Consider the following 21,439-nt stretch of genomic DNA (forward strand, 5'->3'; position numbering starts at 1 on the left):
TCGAAAACAACCCCATGCACAGATACAGGCCGCGCCCTGGCATGCGTAATGCCAGCAGCTGCGTCCGGCAAATCACTGGCATTAATTCAGGGTGCGGACTCCTTCTCCGCACATGCAACCGCGTCAAGCGAACGTCGTCGATAGCGCAGTTCATCCGGCAGCAAAGCCAATAACCAAGCCGCACGAGCCCGGCAGCGGACAATTGCCCCGAGCACACAGCACGGCGGATGCTGCTTTGACACAGATCAACGATCTGGCTGTTCCAGCGCTGGCCGCGGTTCGTTGCATCCTTCCGGCACCGAAAGCGCCCAAGTCGCAACCGCATCAGGCGGAGGGCGACGGTTCACCCGGAAGCCTGCTTGACACTCCGTAAGTTTATACTTACGGTTAAGACTTCATCAGGAGTTCGCCATGCTTCTCGCTGAACGGACATTGGATGCGTTGGGCGATCCAACGCGCCGGCTGATTTTCAAGCGGCTCAAGGGTGGCAACAAATCGGTGGAGGAAGTTGCCAGGGGCCTCAGCGTAAGCCGCCCCGCCGTCTCGCAACATTTGAAGGTTCTCAAGACAGCCGGATTGGCGGTTGTCCGTGTGGAGGGCACGCGGCGGATTTACTCGGTGGATACGCGCGGCCTCACGGCACTGCGAGGCTGGCTGGATGGCTTCTGGGACAAGACGCTGATGGCCTTCAGGGATGCGGCCGAGAAAGAAGCTGCGCGTGAAAGGGAAACTCGATGACTGGCATTGCTGCATCAACGACCGATCCGAACAGCGTACGAAAGGCCCTCACGGTCAAGGCGCCGCAGCGCGTCGCCTGGCGCGTGTTCACCGAGAACCTTGGCAGCTGGTGGCCGCTGCACGTCTACAGGATCGGGAAGTCGGCTGCGGTGGATGCGTTCATTGAACCGTTCGCGGGCGGGCGCTGGTACGAACGCGGAGAGGATGGCAGCGATTGCCAATGGGGAAGCGTTCTCACGTGGGAACCGCCGTCGCGGCTGGTGCTGTCATGGGACATCGACGCAAATTGGCAGTATGACCCGGACCTGAAAACCGAAATTGAAATACGGTTCGTTTCGGAATCCAGCGACGTTACGCGCGTGGAGCTGGAGCATCGCAAGCTCGACCGGTACGGCGCGCGCCACGAGGAAATGCGTCGGATATTCGATAGCGAAGGCGACTGGGGCCGGCTCCTGGCAATGTTTGCAGCCCGTGCAGAAGGCGCAGCCGCGACTTAGCAAACCCGTTCCTTCAGAATCAGTGGAGGACAGATGCAATCCTACTACCACGTCGGAATCATTACGCTGCTCAGCACGATCGGTGTTCGGCATGGCCGTACAGGTCGCACGCACGCGCACGAAAGTCGGCATTCCGGCTCCGGTGATGACCGGCGATGCGGTGCTGGAAAGAACGATCCGCGCCCATCTCAACACCGTTGAATGGATGCCGATTTTCCTGCCATCGGTCAGGTGACGTTCATGATCATTCCGCCAACCGTAACAATGCGTGCGAGGTCGGCCCAGCGGCGCTCACCCTCGTAGCGTCCAGCCGATCGCCCGACCCCGACCGTTGCGACGAGATTGTAGGTTACCGAAAGTACGTAACCGACGACAAGGGCCGTGACGATCAGGTCGTTCATGATCAGCACCAGAAACGAAACTGACGTGAGCAAGATGACCACAATTTCCGCCGGCCACAGCCCAATTCCAGAACGTCTGCGACAGCGGGAGGTCGCCTTACCCGGTCGTGACCTGACTTTTTGCCATGCGATGCCGTCTGAAACTCCGAGCGTTCACCGCCGCTGTGCAAGACCTTTTTTGGCGCCCTTCAGCCTACGGATGCCCCAGCCTTCGCCCGGCTGATTCCGAGGGCCAGAATACGATGCAACAGGGCAGGGTAATCGAGCCCGTCATGAAGCGCGGCTGTCGCGAATTCCTGGCTCTTCGCTATTTCCGGATTGGGGTTCGCTTCGATGAAATACGGAGTGCCGTCGGCGGTGAGACGAAAGTCGATCCGTGCGTATCCATCGAGCCCCAGGGTGCGGTAGATGCGTTTCGCCGTTCGCTGAATGCGGGCGGATACCTCCGGCGCAAGGTCTTCGGCCGGCCCGTCCACAATCCCGACGCGTTCCTGATAGCCGGGATCGTGTTTGACCTTTTCGGTGGCTATCTGCCGTGCCCCCTGACCGCCCATGCTGCCGAACTTCAGTTCCCAGACCGGCAGAACCCGCAGCCGATTGTTGCCGAGCACGCCGACATAGAGCTCACGTCCCTCGATGTACTGCTCGGCGATCGCGGCCGTTCCGATCCGCTCGTGGACGAAGGCGACGCGCTCCGCGAGCTTCTCGTCCGTGTCGACGATGGATGCCTGCGAGATGCCGAAGGATCCATCCTCGTTCAGGCTCTTCACGATCAGCGGCAGCGCAAGACGCGTCGGCCGCTTGACCTTGCGGCGCATCGGAAACACGGCGAAGGCCGGCACCGCGATGCGGCGGTGGTGCACCAGGGTTTTCGAAAGATCCTTGCCGCGCGCCAGGATCAGACCGCGCGGATTGCAGCCGGTGTAGGGGATCTGCATCAGTTCGAGATAGCTTGCGATGTGCTGGTCATACATGGACTCATTGTGAAACTCCTCCAGCAAGGTGAACACCACATGCGGCTTGAAGCTTTCGATCTCCACGCGCACCGGCTTGATTTCCTCCTGGACGCCGAGCGCGTGAACTTGGTGTCCGGCCGCGCGCAACGTGTTCACGACGTCGAATTCGGTTTTCCATGCGTTGATTTCCCGCGCGGTGTATCCGTCGGCGGAGTCCGGGGGCACGAAGTCCGGATGCATCAGCACCAGAACGCGAAGGCGCCTCATAGCGCGATCCATTTGCGCCGCGAGGACGGGCCGAACAGCGCGTGCATGGTCTTGGCGGTCAACAGGATGGTGAAATCGGTCACCAGCTTCCGCTCGGAGCCGGCGGCACGCAGATCGAGTTCGCGGCAGCGGGAAATCATGTCGTCGAGTACGGCATCGAGGGTAAGCTGGTTCTCGCCCGTCCACCGCGCGACCAGCTGCCTGATTTGGGCGCGGTGTCGCCTGATGAGAACCGAGGCCGGTTGCGCCCGACGATGCCGTGGATCGCTGGAAAAGAGACGGGAAAGGTCGCGATCATAGGTCTTCGGCGCCTTGAACGCGTAGAACGCCTGCTTTTTCTCGTAGTGCTCGCCAAGCGTTTGACCAAGCTGATGCAGCGGATCGATACGCTCCCGATTCATGACCGGCGGCCGCTTGCCGGCAATCTCGGCCATCAGCTCGTCGACATATTCAAGCTTCTTCAGCGCCGGCCAGCCGGCATACCGTGTCCGCCAGCTCGACCGGGGCCGCAACCAAACCGCGAAGGTTTCGGCGAAATCCTCGTCCGGATGGCTCTGCGCATACCAGAGCCGAAGATGCTGAACATAACCCCGGCTGGCCGGATTGGGCCGGTAGTAGCGCGGGTAGCGCTTCGAAGACGGGCCGAACAATTGCTGCCATCGCCGGCGGCGTTGCAGCTGAAAGGCATGCTGCATGGCATGGCCTGCCTCGTGGCGCAGAATGGCCATGCACGCGGACCAGGTGCCGCCCTCGACATCGAGCATCATTTTCTTCTCGATTTTCATGAGGCGGGGATGGGCGAGATAGAACGGGATGGCGATGCCCGGCACACCTGCCGGACTGAACCATTCGCTCGATATCCATGCGTGTGGCCGCAGCCGGATGTCTCGCGCCTGAAGCTCCTCATGGAGGGTTCCGAGGCAACCCTCGAGCCAGGTGCCTTCGACCGTCACCCTCAGACTACTGAGGCGCTGCTCGAGCAGCTGCTCATCCGACAGCGTCTCCCAGGGATATTTCCGAAGTGGCATGGGCATCCAGAAGCCAAACAACAGGCATCTGAATGGTGTCACAGGATACTGCCGGCCACAACCGGCGAGTCTGGCTGCGAGTCTTGACGACCTGCCGTCGTTCAGTGGCTCACGCCAGCTTTGAGAGCACTTTCGGACTTAGGCGTATCCTGATCGATTTCGGCTTCCGGCGATTGGAACTGGCAAGAGAACGATGCCGGAATGCGACGAATTCCTCGTGCATGGCCAGGTCATGCTCAAGGCCATTTGGCTGCATGCCGATAAATCAGCGAGTTGCCCCTGGGATTCTCGCTCAATTCTCAGGAGCAAACTTCGCAGCGCCGCAGAAATCATCAAAGCCGGCCCAAGAGCAGCAAGACGAGGAGAATGACCAGGATGACACCGATGATGCCCATGCCGCCGTGACCGAAGCCGTAGCCGTAGCCACCGAAGCGACCACTGAAGCCGCCAAGCAGGAAGATGACGAGAATGATGACGAGTATAAGTCCGAGCGACATGGTCTGAATCCCTTTGTGAGTCCTGAGTTAGGGGTTGAGTCTCCTGCTGGTTCGCGAAGCCTTGAGCTTCATTCCTGCCAGCTATGCAGCAGCGTCGCCGGCAAGACGGCGCCCTTTTGTTGCGAGGGAAATGACGAAGGCGGCCATGAGGAACAGGGTCGTACCTGATCTATTTTCCCTTGAGCGTGTCCTTGAGGCCGCCGATGGCGTTCTGAACCTGACCCTCAATCTTGTCCGCCTTGCCTTCCGCCTCCAGCTTGGCGTCGCCGGCCACCTTGCCGACCGCCTGCTTGACGGTGCCCTTGACCTGCTTCGCTGATCCAGCGATCCGGTCTTTGTCCATAGCTGTGTCCTCCGATGTGGCGAAATGGGGAAACGATAGCCTCTGCTGTGCTCCGGCGTTGACTGGCGGTCGTTGCTGGCACGCGTGAATCGATTGCAGTCAGAAAGCGTTCCACTCAGTAGCCGCGGCGATGACGATCCCTGCGAAAGTCACGATCCCTGCTGAAAAGTGTTTCGGAAAAGCGCCGCTTTTGCCGATCGTCGAGGCTGCTGTAAAGCGGTTGGGCGGCGTCTGCGAGCTTCTTCCGCGCATTCGCCTGGTCGATCTGCTGGTCGGCGTCCTTGCGCATTTCGTCGAGAACGTCGACGCTACCCTGTTGTCTGGCGTGAGCCGTTCGCCATGCAATCCGCGCTTCGGTCCGCTTCTTCCACATATCCACCACAGCGGTTTCAAATGCAGGCCAATTCGTCTCTTGCTCCGGAGTGAGGCGCAGGTCAGCCTTCATCTGGGCGGCGCGTGCCGCCGCCTGATCCGTGATCTGTCCCGCGGTCAATTCTGTGCGGTCCGAACGGTCTCTCGCAACCGCTGACCCGGAAATTGCCGTACCAGCCAGCATCGCCGCAGCTGTAACGAGGATGAGGGTCTTTCGCATGACGTCCTCCTTTGATGATTTCGAGTTCGGGTTCGTCGCGCAAGGGCGCTCAGCGATTGATTAGGCGCCTTAACCTGGTCCTCCGCAGCGGCGAGACAGTCAGGGATGGCCGAAGCCCGCTGCCGAGCTCACAATCAAAGATGAGGTCAAGATGGCGGAACTGCCTTGATGCAAGTCAAACTCGTGTCGCATACCGAACATTCGTTTCCGCTACGGGAAGCTTTGAACTAAGACAAACATGTGCCCGTTATCGGACATCGGCTTGCAGCTCCGAAACGGGCTGGCGAGGCCGATAGCAGCCCAGGAGACGAACCAGCCGGCATTTACCGAACTCTTTCAATGTCCCATCTGCTGTCCCGCAACAGCCGCATTGAAGAGAATCTGGTCGATCAGCTGTTCAATTCGAGCGAGAAGCGGCTGGCGCGACTGCTGCTATTGGCAAACTTCGGCAAGGACGGCGGCCTCGAGCCGATCAGGATTCGTGTCAGCCAGGAGACCTTGGCGGAGATGATCGGCACCACACGGTCGCGGGTGAGCTTTTTCATGAACAAATTCCGAAAGCTCGGCTTCATCAGCTATAACGGCAAGATCGAAGTTCACACGTCGCTGCTGAACGCCGTTTTTCATGATACGCCGCAGATCCGGAGGGATTAGCCGGCCGGCGGCCATGTGGTCAGTTTTATACAGCGTCTGCCGGCTGCGCGGCAGACAGATCGGATCCAATGCCGACGCTTCGGATGGCTGAGCCGAAAGGCAACCGGTTGCTGGGCGCGCTGGAAGTTTCCAGCCGGCTGCGTATCGACCCCCATCTCGAGCCGGTCGAGCTCAAGCTCGGCACGGTGGTTTGTGAAGCAGGCGGCCTGCTCAAACACGCCTATTTTCCGGAGGGCTCGGTGCTATCGCTGCTGACCGTGCTGGAGAACGGCTCGGCGATCGAGACCGCGAACATCGGTCGCGAGGGAGCGTTCGGCCTGTTTGCCGCCATGTACAGCCGGGTCTCGTTCAACCGGTGCCTGGTGCAACTCGAGGGCGGCATGGTCCGCTGTCCGATCGAACTGCTGCAATCGGAGTTCAGGAACAGCGAACACGTCCGCAACCTGTTTGTCAGTTATTCCGAGACGCTGCTGTCGCAGGTGCAACAGACCGTCGCGTGCAATGCCCTGCACAATACCGAGCAACGGATGTGCCGCTGGCTCCTGATGATGCATGATCGCGCCCAGGGCGAAGCGCTGCCTTACACGCACGAATTCCTGTCCGAGATGCTCGGCGCCAACCGCAAGTCGGTAACCATGGCGGCACAGGCGCTGCAGTCGGCCGGGCTGATCAGCTACCGCCGCGGCAAGATCCGGATCGTCGATCGCGCTGGCCTCGAAAAGGCATCCTGCGAATGCTACGCCATCGTCAAGGAGAGGTTCGATGCCTTCCTGATCCCGCCATCGACCGCGGTCCAGGGAAACACCTCTCAACGCAAGCGATAGGCGACAGGCTTCGGATCGACGTCGCGAGTGCGGGTGTCGGGGCGGGTTCAGTCACCGCGGTCAGCTGTCTGGCCAGTTCAAGGAAGCGCCGCTGCAAAGCTGGGTCCTGGATGGCGCCCACCAATTCCATGCAATCCGACGCCATCCGCAAGCAGGCGAGTTCGTGCTTTCGCGCAGACTCCCGATCGGCCGACTGTCCGCCAGCCAGCCGCCTGATCTCGGATTTCAGGGCCGCGCCGAGGTCGCCGCGCGCCATCTGCATGCAGCCCGCCGCCCGGCGCAGGTCTTCCTGCTCGAACTCCTGCGATTGATTCGAATCCAGCACTGTGCGCGTCCTTGATCGGGGAACGCCAATCATGGCACGGCGATGCACGGCCTGTCGGTGGCCTACGCCACAGACGGGAGGTTTAAATCCAGGATGGTGACGATGGCGGCGGCTATAGACTAATCGTCTGCTGCCGACGGTACTGGAAACAGCACGGTAAAACGCGCGCCCGATCCGTCTTCGGCTCGGCCGATCCTCAACTCGCCGTTGATCTGTCTGACGAATGACTGGATAATTTTCATCCCGAGCCCGTTGCTGGCGGCGGGGTCGAACCCCTCGGGCAATGCCGGGCCATCATTGGCCACGGAAAGCACGTAACCATGCTTCGGAGCCGCCTCCAACCTGATGGCGATCCGCCCCGCACCGTACTTCGCCGCGTTCGTGATCAATTCGCTGGCGATGAAGCCGAGCGGGATGCCGATGCTGGCCGGCAGAATTACTTCACCGCCTTCGATGCTGATCTTGCAGCAGGGTCCATCCGAAGACAAAAGGGTCGAGAAATCCCGACAAAAGTCTTCCAGAAATTTCCTGAACTCGATTGTTCCGGCACCCTTGTAGGAGTTAAGTCGGCGATGGATACGCGCAATCATGGATACCCGGTTTGCCGCCGCGGCCAATTGCTCAGCCACTTCCGGATTTGCTGAATTCCTGCTTTGCATGGAAAGAAGACTGATGGTCATCTGCAGATCGTTCAGCCATCGATGATCCGATTCGTCCTTCAATAACTCCTGTCTGTGGATCAACTCGTCTTTTTCAAGAAGCAGCGCCTCGCATTTCGCAAGCGCTTTTTTCAGTTGAATCTCCACGAGCCCGTCGTTCGTCGGCTCCGCAGCAGGCAGGCATTGATCGGGGTTTCGAAAGATGACGCCCCTGCGCAGGCATTCCGAAGAAGGTTCATCACTCATGATATCGGCCGCCACGAGAGGTTGAATTCCGACATGAAATGAGCCTAGGCGCGCAAAAGGGCGTTGGATTGATGCAAATCAATGATGTCCGACATCCAATCGACCGACTTCGAAGAAGTGTCTGGCGGCGCGTGAGATCTCACGGGAGCCTGCGAACGGTGAAGGTTCATCAGGACCATGAAGAGGTGCGGCGAGCCTATTTCTGGCGAGAGGATCCGGCGCTGTCGCTGTCCTCATTGAAGAGTTCTCAGCAGGCGCCACAGTTCGCGGTGGCCGGCGGTTTGACCGCCTTGCGTCAAATAGTCCATCGTCGCTGTTTGGTATTCGACTGTGCCCGCGATGCCGGTCTCCAAATGCGCCACCTCGCGCTCGACATACAAATTCTTGGTGTCTGTATCGAGAACGCCATTTTCCGCTCCCTACGAGAAGGGGCTGGGTTTCCTAACTCAAAAGGGTCCGGACCTTGGTAACGGCGTCATAAATTTCGATCTGGAGCATCGGATAGGCCGATTTCATTTTCCGACCCGATGATTCAGCAGCTTCAAGTGTGTCAAACTCCGACTTGAAGTGACCGTCGACAACGAGCACAAATCCTGCCCTCGGCGGCCTGTCGGCGCGCGGCGCATTCTGTTCAGGCTTGTCCACTGAGCGAACTGGCCTCTTCATCGGAGCTCTCATCGTATTGCAGAAGCGTAACAGGCGGCTCGTAAAGCGCATTCACGCCGCAAACCCATCACGGCTTCGGAAAAGTGATCGACAAATCCGGAGACCGCAACCGGCTTGTACGGTCGGATCTCCGGTCTGTTGCATGATCGTACAAGACTAGGCGGCCTTGCCCGGTGCGGCCTCGTTCGACACGGGACTCGCGCTCGGTGGAGTTCCCGTCTTGATATCGATTGTCTTGGTGGTCTTCACGGCCTTGGCGGGCTTCCTGATAGCGAGATGAAGCACGCCCTTGTCGAAATGCGCTTCGACGGCTCCCTCTTCCGGCTCGAAAGGCAGAGACATCGACCGATAGAACGAGCCGTAGCTGCGCTCCACGACATGCCAGTCCTTTTCATCTTTCGTGCTCTCCGCCTTCTTCTCGCCGGAGATGACCAGCTGGTTGCCGTCCAGGCTGACTTGGATATCTTTCTCGTCCACGCCGGGAAGTTCGGCCGTCACTTCGAAGCCGTCCCCGGTTTCCGCCACATTGATTGCCGGCGCGCCCGCCCCAATACTGGAAGAAGGCGCCCCCTGATCGAAAGCGCGAAACGCGTTTTCCATTTCACGCCGCATGGCCCTGAAAGGGTCGGATGCAAGTTCCTGGCTGGTGGTCCACAATCTGGGAAGGCTCATCTGCTCTCTCCATCAGTTTAAAGAAAGATCAGGAAACAGCCTGCTCCATGCGGTCCCGACGGCCTTGATGTAGCGCAAAAATGGCTCGGTAAATTTCGATGCGGAAAACGCCCATGATGCTGGGCAATGAATGTAACTGCATCGGGTGCCGCATCTTGGGCTCTGTGCCGCGATGCAAGCTCATCAGGTATGTGTCGCACTCATTAGGTCAGCTTCACTGACAAGATGAGGGTGTTAAATTACCGGATTTCACCGCACATGAGCAATATTGCACAGCAATATTGAGCGCCATGTTCCATGGTGCCTGCATCACCGCCCAACCCTCCGCAGTCACACCGGTGACCACGCGGCCCGCGAAAGGCGTGCATCATGTCCCCATCCGAAATCGGGTCCGTCAAATGCCGGCTCGACAAGATGTCGCCAGACGGGACTTCCGGCACCTCGTGCCGCGAGTTCTGCCTGTTTGAATTTCCCGGCTGCGCCGGCTGTCCCTACGCGGTCCGCGAGACACCTGTCTCACGTTCGGCCGAGGATCCAATGGCATCCGCCGATATCCGCGGCTGGATCAGGGGCCTGTCCCGCATTTAGACACAGGCGTTTCGCCGCAACAGACAACGAGGAACCATGGAACAATTCGTTCATCAGCAGAATATTGCCATTTTCCGAAGACAGCTCAGCGCGCAGACCGACAACAACGAGGTTCGGCGCGAGAAGCTCTTGAAGCTGCTGGCGGCCGAAGAGGCAAAAATAATCGCCTCGTCGCAACATGGTCCATCGCCGCTATCGGCCGGCGTCCGCCCGCGCTAACCAAAAATATCGCCTGCCCCATTTTTCACGCATCGCAAATCTTCGCCTCGCCGAGGCCGTGATCGCCCTGTCATGACAAATCGATATTCGTGAAACAGCGTCAATCCGCGCGGAGGGAAAGTCATGGAACTGAAACCAGGCGATGTTGTCATTCTGAAATCCGGGGGCCACCCGGTTACGGTCGCAGAGGTGCACGACCAGGCCATCGTATGCATCTGGATGGGCGAAGAAGGCGATCTGTTCCGCGAAACGCTTCCCCTGGCAGTCCTCGAACTGGCCCGAATCGACGATTCGGATGACGAGGAGGAAGGCGACGAAGAAGACGAAGCTGAAGACGAGGACGAGGAACAGCTCGAGAAAAGCAAGGTTGCCTGAGATCATCGCTTGCGATGCCGCCGGGTGCACCCGGCGGCGGCTTACGGCCGCAGTGCGAACGCCTCGGCCTCAACCCGGCCGGCGTTCTCACCACACGAAAACGCCGCGGTGGTAACCGACGGAGTTGCATCGGGGCGATGGTAGACCGCGATGACGCTGCCGGGACCGCCGCCGGTGTGGCCGATCACGCGCGCATTCCCGGGGCCTGTGCCGGTCATGACGCCGAGTCCATAAGCCGTGGTTCGCCACGGACGCCCTTCGGGGGCGCCGCCCACCGGCCAGCCGCCGGTCATCTCCGCCAATAGATCGGCGGGCAGAAAGTCCGTCGTCAGGAGCCGGTGCAGCAGCAGCGCCGCATCGTGCAACGTTCCGACGACGAGACCATGATAGACCCATTGCGGATCGTACGAGTTGATGCTGCCGAGCGTGACGCCATCGAGATCGCCGCGCGTCACGGCAAGCCGCGGCCCCGCGATCTCGAGGGGATCAAACACCAGCCGCCGCAACAGCGCATTCAGGTTTTCACCGCACAGCGCTTCCAGATGCCGGCGCGCGATGAGATAGCCGATGTTGGAATATCCCCAGCCCCGGCCGGGCTCGAAGCGCAATCGCCCGGCGTCGACCGCCTGCATCAGGGTCTGCCATGGCCACGCGGTTTCATCGCGCGACACCGCATCGTGGTAGGTCCTGAGGTCACCATAGTCCGCCAATCCCGCGCGATGCTGCAGCAGCAGCCGCAGGGAATAAGGCCGTCCGGGCAATCGGTCGTCGAGCCGCAACGCCCGGTCACGGGCGAGCGCCAGCGCTGCCGCCGCGATCAGCGTCTTGGTAAAACTCCACCACGGCACGACAGTTTCGGCACCGACATGCCTGACGATGCGTCCTGATTCGACAATGGCGACCTGGGTTTTCATTACGCGAAAACGACCGTCGTTTAATCGGCGAAGCCGGCAATCAGCTCACAGCCTGTTGTCGCGGGTAAAACGCGCGACGGCCTGGTCGGCGACGGCCTGCACCGCGGATGGCTCCAGCGGGAAATTCGCCGCCAGCCAGCCGTCTTCGGCCAGCGCCAGCACCTGTCCGAGCAGCGGCCCCTGGGCGATGCCGCGCGCGATGAAATCCGCCGCCTTCAGCGGAAACTTCGGCGCGCTCCAGCGCGCCGGCAGGGTCGCGAGTTCGCGCCATGGCGCCGGATCGACGCCGCGCCCGGCCCGCGCCCATGCCAGCATCAGCCGGTCGCGGTAGCGGTCCGCGCCGAGCCGGTAGAGCCTGCGCCGCGCGACCGCCTCGTCCATGCCGCCGAGCCGCCACCAGCGATGTCCCATGGAATCCAGCGCCTTGGCTTCGGCATTGGTGAGCCGCATCCGCTGCGCGATGCGCCTGGCGTCCTCGGTTACGGCGACCGCGAGCGCGCCGAGCCGGCGAACCGGATCCGGCGCCAGTCCAAGCTGCCGCTCCGCCGCGATCATCGCGGTGAACGGTCCGGTATAGGCGACGCCGCCGAAGATCGGCAGCAGCAGCCCGCCATCCGCCATCGCCTGCACCGCGACGGCCGCACCGCCCGCGACCATCAGCTTGAGCATTTCCATCCGCACCCGTTCGGCCGACAGCGTGACGAGGCCGGCACGCCCGCCGATGCAGGCAAGGGTGCCGGCGCGGTCGGGCTCTCCCGCGCCGTAGGCGGCATGAATGCGGAAGAACCTGAGGATGCGCAAATAATCCTCGGCGATGCGCGCATCGGGATCGCCGATGAAGCGCACGCGCCTTGCGCTGATGTCATCCCATCCGCCGACATGGTCGTGCAAGATTCCGGCGGCATCGACCGACAGGCCGTTGATGGTGAAATCGCGCCGCTCGGCGTCGCGGACCCAGTCGCGGCCGAATGCGACCACAGCCTTGCGGCCGAACGTCTCGGTATCCTCGCGCAGGGTGGTGACTTCGAACGGATGCCCATCGACTACCAGCGTCACGGTGCCGTGGTCGATGCCGGTCGGCACGCTCTTGATGCCGGCCGCCTTGGCGCGCCGGATCACCTCGGCCGGCAGCGCGGTGGTCGCGATATCGATGTCGGCGACCGGAATTCTCAGCAGCGCGTTGCGGACCGCGCCGCCGACCACACGCGCCTCCTCGCCGCCGCCGTTGAGCAGTTCGAGCACGCGTGCGGTGGGACCGGATCTGAGCCAGGGCGCGTCCGGCAGCACGCGCGCGCTCATTTTTCGGCTCCGGGGACCAGCCTGCCGTTCTCGAGATGCGCCGGTACGTAGGTCGAGTCCGGCGGCGCCCCGGAATATTGCGCCAGCAGGACGAAGCTGATGACGACCAGCACCAGGGCGGCGATCGTCAGTTTGGCGATGATATGCAGCGGCCATGATGACCACACCAGCAGTCCGGAGCGGGTCGCGACCAGGAACGCCGCATAGACCGCGAACGGGATCAGGAAAATTCCGATTTCAGTGAGCACCGGACGGATCATGGCCGGCATATCCGTTCATAAAGCACGCGCAGAATACCCGCGGTGGCGCCCCAGATATAACGTTCGGCGAACGGCATGGCGTAATAGGAACGCTCCATGCCGCGGAATTCCTTGCTGTGCAGCTGGTGGTTGGCGGGATCCATCAGGAACGACAGCGGCACCTCGAAGGCGTCGTCCACTTCGCCCTTGTTGATCTGCAGGCTGAAGCCCGGCTTCACGCGCGCCACCGTCGGCATGATGCGAAACCCGAAACCGGTCGCGTAGAGGTCGAGATAGCCGAGCGGCTCGACGAACCTGCGGTCGAGCCCGATTTCCTCCTCGGCCTCGCGCAGCGCGGCGTCGAGCGGCGAGGCGTCGGTGACGTCGATCTTGCCGCCGGGAAAGGAAATCTGGCCGGCGTGATCGGTGAGATGCGCGGCGCGCTGGGTCAGCAGCACGGTCGGCTGCGGATGGTCCACCACCGGGATCAGCACCGCGGCGGGCCGCACCGGCTGCTCGCGCGCGATGATCTCCAGCATGCGGTCGGTGCCGTGATCGCCGCTCTTTGGAATGATATTGGGATCGATCAAGCCCGGCGGCACGTCGAAGCCCAGCCGCGCCCGGCTGCGATCGAAAAACTCCATGGAGTTGATCGCCGGATCCGTCTTCAGCATCGGCTCGTTCAAAGCGCGCCCCTCACCTGCTCCGCATCGGCCATCGTAAAGAATTCGCCGCCGGATTCGATCCCGAACATGGTCATACCATCGACCACCCGCTCCTCGCCCATGTCAACCAGATCGTAGTAAAGCGCCCGCGTCACCTTCGCCCACAGGTCGGCGCGGACGTGCAGATAGGGCGTCAGGCCGCCATCGGCGGCGGCCTCGAATCGCAGCCGGTGGGCGGAATCGCACGGCACCCAGTCGTCGACATTGGTGCGAAAGCGCAGGAGCCGGCCGCGCTGATCGGTTTCCTTGGTCATCTCGACGGCCAGAAAGGGGGCATCGTCGACCTGGATGCCGACTTTCTCCACCGGGGTCACGAGAAAGTGCTTGCCGTCCTCGCGCTTCAGGATCGTGGAGAATAGCCGGACCAGCGCCGGCCGCCCGATCGGCGTTCCCAGGTAGAACCAGCTGCCATCAGAGGCGATTCGCATGTCGAGATCGCCGCAGAACGGCGGGTTCCACAAATGCACCGGCGGCAATCCCTTCGCTGCAGGACTGGTAGTCGCAGCTTGCGTCGCCGCGGCGGTCAGCCCTTCGAGGCCCTGGTTGCCGGTCTGCCCTTGCTTCGCCATTGTTTGCCCTGACTCTGCCGCTCAATTTGGCACGATTGATGCACCATACGGTACATGTCCCGGGCGCGAGCGCCGAATACACTCCCGCTCAGGTCGCCACATCGTGATGCCGTTCATAGCCCGAAACGTCCATAAGATGGGGACAGTTTAAGTCAACGAATACATGGCCTTCGCATAAGTCTAGCATGGGGTTGCCGGCATGATGGCGCAAGCGGCGCAACAGGCCGGGTGGTTCCGAGACGAGACCCGAAACGCGACCTGAAGATTTGACCCGAAGATGTGGTCCTGAGGAGAACTGGATGGCTGGCGCAGACAATGTCGAAAAACTCGACGACGTGATCGTCCGCTCGGCCGAACAGGTCGCCGGCCAGATTCGTGTCGCGAGAGACGCGATCTCCAACGTGATCTTCGGCCAGGACCGGGTGATCGAAAATACCCTGGTGACGATCCTGTCCGGCGGTCATGCGCTGCTGATCGGCGTGCCCGGCCTCGCCAAGACCAAGCTGGTGGAAACCCTGGGGATTACGCTCGGGCTGGATGCCAAGCGGATCCAGTTCACGCCCGATTTGATGCCCTCGGATATTCTCGGCGCCGAAGTGCTGGACGAGAGCGTTTCCGGCAAGCGCTCGTTCCGCTTCATCTCCGGACCGGTGTTCGCCCAGCTGTTGATGGCCGACGAAATCAACCGCGCCAGCCCGCGCACCCAGTCCGCATTGCTGCAGGCGATGCAGGAACAGCACATTACTGTAGCCGGCGCGCGGCACGACCTGCCAAAACCGTTCCATGTGCTGGCGACGCAGAATCCGCTGGAGCAGGAAGGCACCTATCCGCTGCCGGAAGCGCAACTCGACCGCTTCCTGATGGAGATCGACGTCGATTATCCCGACCGCGACGCCGAGCGGCGAATCCTGTTCGAAACCACCGGCGCCGACGAGACGCTGGCCAAGGCGGCGATGAATTCGGAGATCCTGATCACGGCACAGCGGCTGGTGCGCCGGCTGCCGGTCGGAGATTCCGTCGTCGAGGCGATCCTGTCGCTGGTGCGCTCGGCACGTCCGGGCGAGGAAGGAGGCGAAACCGGCAAACTGATCGCCTGGGGACCGGGTCCCCGCGCCAGCCAGTCGCTGATGCTCGCGGTGCGCGCCCGCGCGCTGCTCGACGGCCGCCTCGCGCCGTCGATCGACGACGTGCTCGATCTGGCGGAACCGATTCTCAAGCACCGCATGGCGCTGACCTTCTCCGCCCGCGCCGAAGGCCGCACCATCCCCGACGTCATCAGGCAATTGAAGACGCGGATCGGTTGATGGCCGCGGACACGGGGCACGCGCCGAGAGAGATCACAGCAATCCGACGGGCCGACGGCGAAAGCCGGGCGCTCGCCGCCTCGCTGCCCCGACTCGTGCTCGAAGCCCGCCGCATCGCCGCCAATGTGATCCACGGGCTGCATGGACGGCGCCGCGCCGGCGCCGGCGAGAGTTTCTGGCAGTACCGCCGCTTCGTGTCGGGCGAGCCGTCGCAGAACGTCGATTGGCGCCGCTCGGCGCGCGACGATCATCTCTACGTCCGCGAACAGGAATGGGAGGCATCGCATACGGTATGGCTGTGGCCGGACCGTTCGCCGTCGATGGCGTTCGCCTCGAAACAGGCGCGCGACAGCAAGCTGGAACGCGGGCTGATCGTCACCTTCGCGCTCGCCGAACTGCTGGTCGCGGGGGGCGAACGCGTCGGCATTCCCGGCCTGCTGAACCCGACCGCGAGCCGCAGCGTGATCGACAAGATGGCGCAGGCGATGCTGCATGACGACGACGCCCGGTTCAGCCTGCCGCCCTCCTTCGTGCCGGCGTCACTGGCTGAAATCGTGGTGCTGTCGGATTTCTGGTCGCCGCTACCGGAGATCACGACCATGCTGGCGGGCCTGTCGGCCTCCGGCGCCCACGGCACGCTGATCCAGATCGTCGACCCCGCCGAGGAAACCTTCCCCTATTCCGGCCGCATCGAATTCGTCGAACCGGAGAACGGCACCGTCATCACCGCCGGCCGCGCGGAAAAATGGGCGGATGATTATGTGGCGCGCGTGGCGCGGCATCGCGCCGAAATTCGCGCCGAAACCAACAAGCTCGACTGGCTGTTCTCGACCCACACCACCAGCCGTTCGGCCGCCGAACTGCTGCTGTTCCTGCATTCGGGCATGATGGTGAGCAAGGGCAGCGCGCGGGGCGCCACCGTCAAAGTGGGGCAACGGGCATGATCGCCGGATTCCCGCTCGCTTTCGCCCAACCCTTCCTGCTGCTGGGCCTTTTGAGCCTGCCGGTGCTGTGGTGGCTGTTGCGGGTGATGCCACCGCGGCCGCGGAGGGTAGAGTTTCCGCCGACGCGGCTGTTGTTCGACATCGCGCCGAAGGAGGAAACCCCCTCGCGCACGCCATGGTGGCTGACCCTGTTGCGGCTTGCCGCCGCGGCGCTGGTGATCATGGCGGCGGCCGGGCCGATCTGGAATCCACAAACCGGCCTCGCCGGCTCCAGCGCGCCCCTGGTGATCCTGCTCGACGACGGCTGGAGCGCTGCGGCAAGCTGGGACTCCCGGATCAGGGCGGCGGACGAACTGATCACGAACGCCGACAACAATCAGCGCGGCGTGACGCTGGTGCCGCTGTCGGAGCCCGCGCGCGATATCACCCTGATGCCGGCCGGCACGGCGCGGGTGGCGCTGCGCCAGCTCGCGCCCAAACCCTATTCGATCGAGCGGGTGGAAACCCTGCCGGCGCTGGAGCGTTTCCTGAAGGCCACCGGCGACGCCGAGATCACCTGGCTGTCGGACGGCGTCGATACCGGACGCGGGCCGGAGTTCATCGAAGCCCTCGGCAAGATCATCGGAGATCGCAGCTTGACGCTCTACGAAGGCGGCACCGCCCCCCCGCTCGCGCTGGTCGCGGCCGAGAATGCCGCGGCGAAGATGACGGTGAAGGTGCTGCGCACCGGCGGCGGCGTCGCCGCGGGCGTGGTGCGCGCGATCGACCAGAAGGGGTCGCCGATCGGCGAGGCCTCCTACGGCTTTGCGCCCGGGGATCGCGAGGCCGAAGCGTCGTTCGATCTTCCGGTCGAACTGCGCAACGATATTTCCAGACTCGAAGTGGCCGGTGAGCGGTCCGCCGGTGCGGTGCAGTTGCTCGACAAGCGCTGGCGCCGCCGCGCCATCGGCATCGTCTCGGGATCGACCAGCGATACCGCGCAGCCGCTGCTGGCCTCGACATTCTATCTTACCCGTGCGCTGGCGCCGTTCGCCGACGTGCGGCTCGGCGAACGCGGCTCGCCGCAGCAGGCGATCACGCAGTTCCTCGACCAGAAGCTGCCGATGATCGTGCTGGCGGATGTCGGCACGCTGTCGCCGGAAATTCGCGAGCGCATCGGTGCATGGATCGAACAGGGCGGCGTGCTGGTGCGCTTTGCCGGCCCGCGGCTGGCCCAGGCCGACGACGACCTTGTGCCCGTCAAACTGCGCCGCGGCGGACGCAGCCTCGGCGGCAGTCTCACCTGGGAAAAGCCGCAGCATCTGGCCTCGTTCGCGGCCGACGGGCCGTTCGCGGGACTGGTGGTGCCGAAGGATATCACCATCACCCGGCAGGTGCTCGCCGAACCCAATGCGGCGCTGGCGACAAGGAGCTGGGCGTCACTGGAAGATGGTACGCCGCTGGTCACCGGCGAGCATCGCGGCAAGGGCGTGGTCAGCCTGTTCCACGTCAGCGCCGACATGCGCTGGTCCGACCTGCCGATGTCCGGCAGCTTCGTCGAGATGCTGCGGCGGATCGTCGATGTGTCCGGCTACACCTCCACGCCGGGCGCCGGCGTCGCCGGCGAGGCCGGCATCGAGACCGTGGCGCCGCTGCGCACGCTTGACGGCTTCGGCGCGTTCGGACCGCCGCCCTCGACGGCGAAGCCGCTGCGCGCCGACTTCCGCGACCGTGCTACGCCGGACCATCCGCCCGGTCTCTATGGCCCCGCCGACGGCCCGCTCGCGGTCAATGCGCTGGCGGCGGCCGACCGCATCGCGTCGCTCGACACAGCTTCGCTGCGCGCGCAGCGCGCCAGCTACACCAATGCCGAACCGCGCGACCTCCGGGGAATCCTGCTGGCCTCGTCGCTGGCGCTGTTTCTGATCGATGCCGTGATCGTCGCGTTGCTCGGCGCCGGCATTGCGGCGCTGTTGCGCCGGCGCGCGGTTCCCGCCGCCATGGCGTTCGCATTGGCGCTGTCCACGGTCGTCGCAACGAGCATGGCGACCTCCCGGCCGGCACGGGCCGACACCACAGACGAGTTCGCCATCAAGGCGGTCTCGCAGACCCGGTTGGCCTATGTCGTCACCGGTAACGCCGACGTCGACTCCATCGTCAAGGCCGGCCTGTCCGGGCTGACGCTTTTTCTGGCGCAGCGCACCGCGCTGGAAGCCGGCGATCCCGTCGGCATCGATCCGGCACGCGACGAACTGGCGTTCTTCCCGATGATCTACTGGCCGGTATTGCCAGGAGCGGTGAAGCCGGCGCAGGACGCCATCAACCGCATCGACGCCTACATGAAGCAGGGCGGCACCGTGCTGTTCGACACCCGCGACGCCATCGAGGCGCCGCCGGGCGCCGACGGCGCCTCGCAGACACCTGGCATGCTGGCGTTGCGCAGCATTCTCTCCTCGCTCGACGTTCCCGAACTCGAGCCGGTGCCGCGCGAACACGTGCTGACCAAGACCTTCTATCTGCTGCGCGACTTCCCCGGCCGCTTCACCTCGGGCCAGACCTGGGTCGAAACACTGCCGCGGGAAGAAGAAGACGAGGCGGCTTCCCGGCCCGCCCGCGGCGGCGACGGCGTTTCGCCGCTCATCATCACATCGAACGATCTGGCCGGCGCCTGGGCCTTGCGCCCGGACGGTCAGCCGATGCTGCCGCTGACGCCGGGCGAACCGCGGCAGCGCGAATTCGCCTTCCGAGCCGGCGTCAACATCGTGATGTATACGTTGACCGGCAACTACAAGGCCGACCAGGTACACGCGCCGGCCCTGATCGAACGGCTCGGGCAGTAGCATGCAATACGGTATCGCCTTCACCCCTCTCGTCCCATCGCTGGTGCTCTGGATCGCGCTGGCCGCCATCGCCGTGATCGCGGTGCTGCTGCTGATCGCCCGTGCCCGCGGCGCCGCGGTGCGGGTCACCGCGCTGGCGCTGATCCTGCTGGCGCTGGCCAACCCGTCGTTTACCCGCGAGGACCGCGAGCCGCTGTCGTCGGTCGCCGCCGTCGTAATCGACAAGAGCCCGAGCCAGAATTTCGGCGAGCGCACCCTCGAGACCGACAGAGCGCGCGAGGCGCTGGTCGACAATCTCAAGAAGATCAAGGGCATCGAGGTTCGCGTCGTCGAGGCGGGACAAGCCGACGGCGAAACCGACGGCACCAAACTGTTTGGCGCGCTGTCGTCGGCGCTGTCGGACGTCCCGGTGGATCGCGTCGCCGGCGCCTTCCTGATCACCGACGGCCGGGTGCATGACATTCCCGCCAATGCCGCCGCGGTCGGATTCCAGGCCCCGGTGCATGCCTTGATCACCGGCCGCAAGGACGAGCGCGACCGGCGCATCGCGATCGCGGCCGCCCCGCGCTTCGGCATCGTCGGCCAGGCGCAGACCATCACCTACCGGCTCGACGACCAGGGCGTCAGCGGCGAACGCGCCAGGATCGTGGTGCGCCGCGACGGCGAGGTGATCAACGAACGCACCGCGACCAGTGGCCAGACCATCAATATCGATGTCGGCATCAAGCATGCCGGGCCGAACATCGTCGAGATCGAGGCCTCGCCGCTGCAGGATGAACTGACGCTGGTCAATAACCGCGCGGTGGTGGCGATCGACGGTGTGCGCGACAAATTGCGGGTGCTGCTGGTCTCGGGCGAGCCGCATTCCGGCGAACGAACCTGGCGTAACCTGCTTAAATCCGACGCCAGCGTCGATCTCGTGCATTTCACCATTCTGCGTCCGCCGGAGAAGCAGGACGGCACGCCGATCAACGAATTGTCGCTGATCGCCTTTCCGACCCGCGAACTGTTCCAGCAGAAGATCAACGAATTCCAGCTGATCATCTTCGACCGCTACGCCCGCCAGGGCGTGCTGCCGATTGCCTATTTCGACAATATAGCGCGCTACGTGCGCGCCGGCGGCGCGGTGCTGGTATCGGCGGGGCCGGATTACGCCTCGACCACCAGCATCTGGCGCACCCCGCTGGATTCGGTGCTGCCGGCCGAGCCGGTCGGGGTCACCGAGAAACCCTATCACGCGATCTTGAGCGACGCCGGCAAACGCCATCCGGTGACGCGCGGGCTGGAGGGATCCGCCACCGAGCCGCCGCGCTGGAGCCGTTTCTTCCGCACCGTCGACACCCGCAATGCCATCACCCCGCCGGTCATGACCGGCGCCGACGGCAAGCCACTGCTGCTGCTGTCACGCTTCGGCGAGGGCCGCGTCGCCTTGCTGCTGTCGGACCACATCTGGCTGTGGGCGCGCGGCTACGAGGGCGGCGGGCCGCATCTCGATCTGCTGCGGCGGACCTCGCACTGGCTGATGAAGCAGCCTGACCTGGACGAGGAAGCGCTGCGGCTGCAGATCAGCGGCAAGGATCTCGTGGTGCTGCGCCAGACCATGGCCGACAGCGTCCCGCCGGTCACGGTGACGTCGCCCTCGGGAGCCGCGCGCGAACTGACCCTGAGCAGTAGCGAACCCGGCACCTGGCGCTCGGCGATCCCCGCCAGCGAACTCGGGCTGTGGCAAGCCACCGACGGCACGCTGAAGGCGCTGATCAATGTCGGCCCGACCAACCCCAAGGAATTTTCCGAGGTCACCTCCACCGCCGACATGCTCAAGCCGCTGGCGCAGGCCACCGGCGGCGACGCACGGCGGCTGGTGGACAGCGCCAGCGTCGAGGTTCCGCGTATCGTTCCGGTACGCGCCTCCGGCATTTTCCGCGGCGACGGCTGGATGGGCGTCAAGATGCGCGACGCCAGCGTGGTGCGCGGCGTCGGCGTGCTGCCGATCTTCGCCGGCCTGATCGGCCTGCTGCTGCTGCTCGGCGCCTTCGCCGCGACGTGGCTGCGCGAGGGGCGCTGAGCGCAAGGTTGTCG

The 21,439-nt window shown here is 63.5% G+C and carries 24 protein-coding genes and 1 pseudogene; 10 read left to right on the forward strand and 15 right to left on the reverse strand.

All coding sequences use genetic code 11. From position 1 onward, the window contains the following. Window positions 1-411: 411 nt before the first annotated feature. The 3 genes from Q8R73_RS06475 (at window position 412) to Q8R73_RS06485 (ending at window position 1,470) form a co-directional block, all read left to right on the forward strand. Window positions 412-738 carry a helix-turn-helix transcriptional regulator gene (locus Q8R73_RS06475; protein ID WP_305718712.1) on the forward strand — a complete coding sequence of 109 codons (327 nt, stop codon included), beginning with the start codon at window positions 412-414 and terminating at the stop codon, window positions 736-738. Then, entirely contained in the window at window positions 735-1,235 is a 501-nt protein-coding gene (locus tag Q8R73_RS06480; RefSeq protein WP_305718713.1) for an SRPBCC family protein, read from the forward strand. The genes Q8R73_RS06475 and Q8R73_RS06480 overlap by 4 nt, the downstream gene beginning before the upstream one ends. A gap of 91 nt (window positions 1,236-1,326) precedes the next feature. Next, window positions 1,327-1,470: an MAPEG family protein gene (locus Q8R73_RS06485; protein ID WP_305718768.1), complete on the forward strand. Its 144-nt coding sequence runs from the start codon at window positions 1,327-1,329 to the stop codon at window positions 1,468-1,470. On the opposite strand, the gene Q8R73_RS06490 is transcribed toward Q8R73_RS06485, so the two are convergent. From Q8R73_RS06490 to Q8R73_RS06515, 6 genes are all read right to left on the reverse strand, one after another. Then, complete coding sequence (locus tag Q8R73_RS06490) at window positions 1,463-1,669, reverse strand: hypothetical protein (RefSeq protein ID WP_305718714.1); 207 nt, start codon at window positions 1,667-1,669, stop codon at window positions 1,463-1,465. The two genes, Q8R73_RS06485 and Q8R73_RS06490, sit on opposite strands and share 8 nt — an antisense overlap. 155 nt (window positions 1,670-1,824) lie before the next feature. Beyond that, window positions 1,825-2,859, reverse strand: a complete 1,035-nt coding sequence (locus tag Q8R73_RS06495) for an ATP-grasp domain-containing protein (RefSeq protein ID WP_305718715.1) — start codon at window positions 2,857-2,859, stop codon at window positions 1,825-1,827. Continuing rightward, window positions 2,856-3,908, reverse strand: a complete 1,053-nt coding sequence (locus Q8R73_RS06500) for a putative zinc-binding metallopeptidase (protein ID WP_305718716.1) — start codon at window positions 3,906-3,908, stop codon at window positions 2,856-2,858. The genes Q8R73_RS06495 and Q8R73_RS06500 overlap by 4 nt, the downstream gene beginning before the upstream one ends. Before the next feature lie 311 nt (window positions 3,909-4,219). Continuing rightward, window positions 4,220-4,384 (reverse strand): DUF3309 family protein, encoded by a 165-nt coding sequence (locus tag Q8R73_RS06505; RefSeq protein ID WP_305718717.1) that lies wholly within the window; start codon window positions 4,382-4,384, stop codon window positions 4,220-4,222. Window positions 4,385-4,553: 169 nt separating this feature from the next. Continuing rightward, complete coding sequence (locus Q8R73_RS06510) at window positions 4,554-4,727, reverse strand: CsbD family protein (protein WP_305718718.1); 174 nt, start codon at window positions 4,725-4,727, stop codon at window positions 4,554-4,556. A 115-nt stretch (window positions 4,728-4,842) separates the two neighbouring features. Beyond that, window positions 4,843-5,319, reverse strand: coding sequence for a Spy/CpxP family protein refolding chaperone (locus Q8R73_RS06515; protein ID WP_305718719.1), 477 nt, complete (start codon window positions 5,317-5,319; stop codon window positions 4,843-4,845). Between the two features lie 310 nt (window positions 5,320-5,629). On the opposite strand from Q8R73_RS06515, the pseudogene Q8R73_RS06520 reads away from it, so the two are divergent. Together Q8R73_RS06520 and Q8R73_RS06525 are read left to right on the forward strand one after the other, a co-directional pair. Further along, window positions 5,630-5,973, forward strand: a pseudogene (locus tag Q8R73_RS06520) (helix-turn-helix domain-containing protein); the annotation flags it as partial. An 83-nt stretch (window positions 5,974-6,056) separates the two neighbouring features. Then, window positions 6,057-6,797, forward strand: a complete 741-nt coding sequence (locus Q8R73_RS06525) for a Crp/Fnr family transcriptional regulator (protein WP_305718720.1) — start codon at window positions 6,057-6,059, stop codon at window positions 6,795-6,797. 444 nt (window positions 6,798-7,241) lie between these two features. On the opposite strand, the gene Q8R73_RS06530 is transcribed toward Q8R73_RS06525, so the two are convergent. From Q8R73_RS06530 to Q8R73_RS06545, 4 genes are all read right to left on the reverse strand, one after another. Beyond that, window positions 7,242-8,042, reverse strand: coding sequence for a sensor histidine kinase (locus Q8R73_RS06530; protein WP_305718721.1), 801 nt, complete (start codon window positions 8,040-8,042; stop codon window positions 7,242-7,244). A gap of 426 nt (window positions 8,043-8,468) precedes the next feature. Further along, window positions 8,469-8,693, reverse strand: coding sequence for a hypothetical protein (locus Q8R73_RS06535; protein WP_305718722.1), 225 nt, complete (start codon window positions 8,691-8,693; stop codon window positions 8,469-8,471). Between the two features lie 156 nt (window positions 8,694-8,849). Continuing rightward, entirely contained in the window at window positions 8,850-9,365 is a 516-nt protein-coding gene (locus Q8R73_RS06540) for an Hsp20/alpha crystallin family protein (RefSeq protein WP_305718723.1), read from the reverse strand. 516 nt (window positions 9,366-9,881) lie between these two features. After that, on the reverse strand, window positions 9,882-10,133 hold the full coding sequence (locus Q8R73_RS06545) for a hypothetical protein (RefSeq protein WP_305718724.1): 252 nt from the start codon (window positions 10,131-10,133) through the stop codon (window positions 9,882-9,884). 162 nt (window positions 10,134-10,295) lie between these two features. Here Q8R73_RS06545 and Q8R73_RS06550 point away from each other — a divergent pair, with 162 nt between their 5' ends. Then, window positions 10,296-10,547 (forward strand): YodC family protein, encoded by a 252-nt coding sequence (locus Q8R73_RS06550; protein WP_305718725.1) that lies wholly within the window; start codon window positions 10,296-10,298, stop codon window positions 10,545-10,547. Between the two features lie 41 nt (window positions 10,548-10,588). Here the strand turns inward: Q8R73_RS06550 and Q8R73_RS06555 are convergent, their stop codons facing one another. From Q8R73_RS06555 to Q8R73_RS06575, 5 genes are read right to left on the reverse strand one after another with little or no spacing between them, the layout of a single operon-like run. Beyond that, the gene (locus tag Q8R73_RS06555; protein WP_305718726.1) at window positions 10,589-11,461 is read right to left on the reverse strand and encodes a serine hydrolase; all 873 of its coding nucleotides are present in this window, start codon (window positions 11,459-11,461) and stop codon (window positions 10,589-10,591) included. Between the two features lie 45 nt (window positions 11,462-11,506). Beyond that, window positions 11,507-12,760, reverse strand: coding sequence for a CCA tRNA nucleotidyltransferase (locus tag Q8R73_RS06560; protein WP_305718727.1), 1,254 nt, complete (start codon window positions 12,758-12,760; stop codon window positions 11,507-11,509). Continuing rightward, entirely contained in the window at window positions 12,757-13,020 is a 264-nt protein-coding gene (locus Q8R73_RS06565) for a DUF6111 family protein (protein ID WP_305718728.1), read from the reverse strand. The genes Q8R73_RS06560 and Q8R73_RS06565 overlap by 4 nt, the downstream gene beginning before the upstream one ends. Further along, on the reverse strand, window positions 13,017-13,673 hold the full coding sequence (locus tag Q8R73_RS06570) for a CoA pyrophosphatase (RefSeq protein WP_371126041.1): 657 nt from the start codon (window positions 13,671-13,673) through the stop codon (window positions 13,017-13,019). The genes Q8R73_RS06565 and Q8R73_RS06570 overlap by 4 nt, the downstream gene beginning before the upstream one ends. A gap of 8 nt (window positions 13,674-13,681) precedes the next feature. Then, complete coding sequence (locus tag Q8R73_RS06575) at window positions 13,682-14,293, reverse strand: DUF1285 domain-containing protein (RefSeq protein ID WP_305718730.1); 612 nt, start codon at window positions 14,291-14,293, stop codon at window positions 13,682-13,684. A gap of 299 nt (window positions 14,294-14,592) precedes the next feature. On the opposite strand from Q8R73_RS06575, the gene Q8R73_RS06580 reads away from it, so the two are divergent. The 4 genes from Q8R73_RS06580 to Q8R73_RS06595 are packed head-to-tail and all read left to right on the forward strand — an operon-like array spanning window position 14,593 to window position 21,425. Further along, the gene (locus Q8R73_RS06580) at window positions 14,593-15,597 is read left to right on the forward strand and encodes a MoxR family ATPase (RefSeq protein ID WP_305718731.1); all 1,005 of its coding nucleotides are present in this window, start codon (window positions 14,593-14,595) and stop codon (window positions 15,595-15,597) included. Then, complete coding sequence (locus Q8R73_RS06585; RefSeq protein WP_305718732.1) at window positions 15,597-16,541, forward strand: DUF58 domain-containing protein; 945 nt, start codon at window positions 15,597-15,599, stop codon at window positions 16,539-16,541. Before Q8R73_RS06580 ends, Q8R73_RS06585 begins: the two co-directional genes overlap by 1 nt. After that, window positions 16,541-19,360 carry a DUF4159 domain-containing protein gene (locus Q8R73_RS06590; protein WP_305718769.1) on the forward strand — a complete coding sequence of 940 codons (2,820 nt, stop codon included), beginning with the start codon at window positions 16,541-16,543 and terminating at the stop codon, window positions 19,358-19,360. The genes Q8R73_RS06585 and Q8R73_RS06590 overlap by 1 nt, the downstream gene beginning before the upstream one ends. Window position 19,361: 1 nt before the next feature. Continuing rightward, window positions 19,362-21,425, forward strand: a complete 2,064-nt coding sequence (locus Q8R73_RS06595; RefSeq protein WP_305718733.1) for a hypothetical protein — start codon at window positions 19,362-19,364, stop codon at window positions 21,423-21,425. The last annotated feature ends 14 nt before the right edge of the window (window positions 21,426-21,439 follow it).

The sequence above is a fragment of the Bradyrhizobium sp. genome (assembly GCF_030697065.1).
In the GTDB taxonomy this organism is placed as follows: Bacteria; Pseudomonadota; Alphaproteobacteria; order Rhizobiales; family Xanthobacteraceae; genus Bradyrhizobium.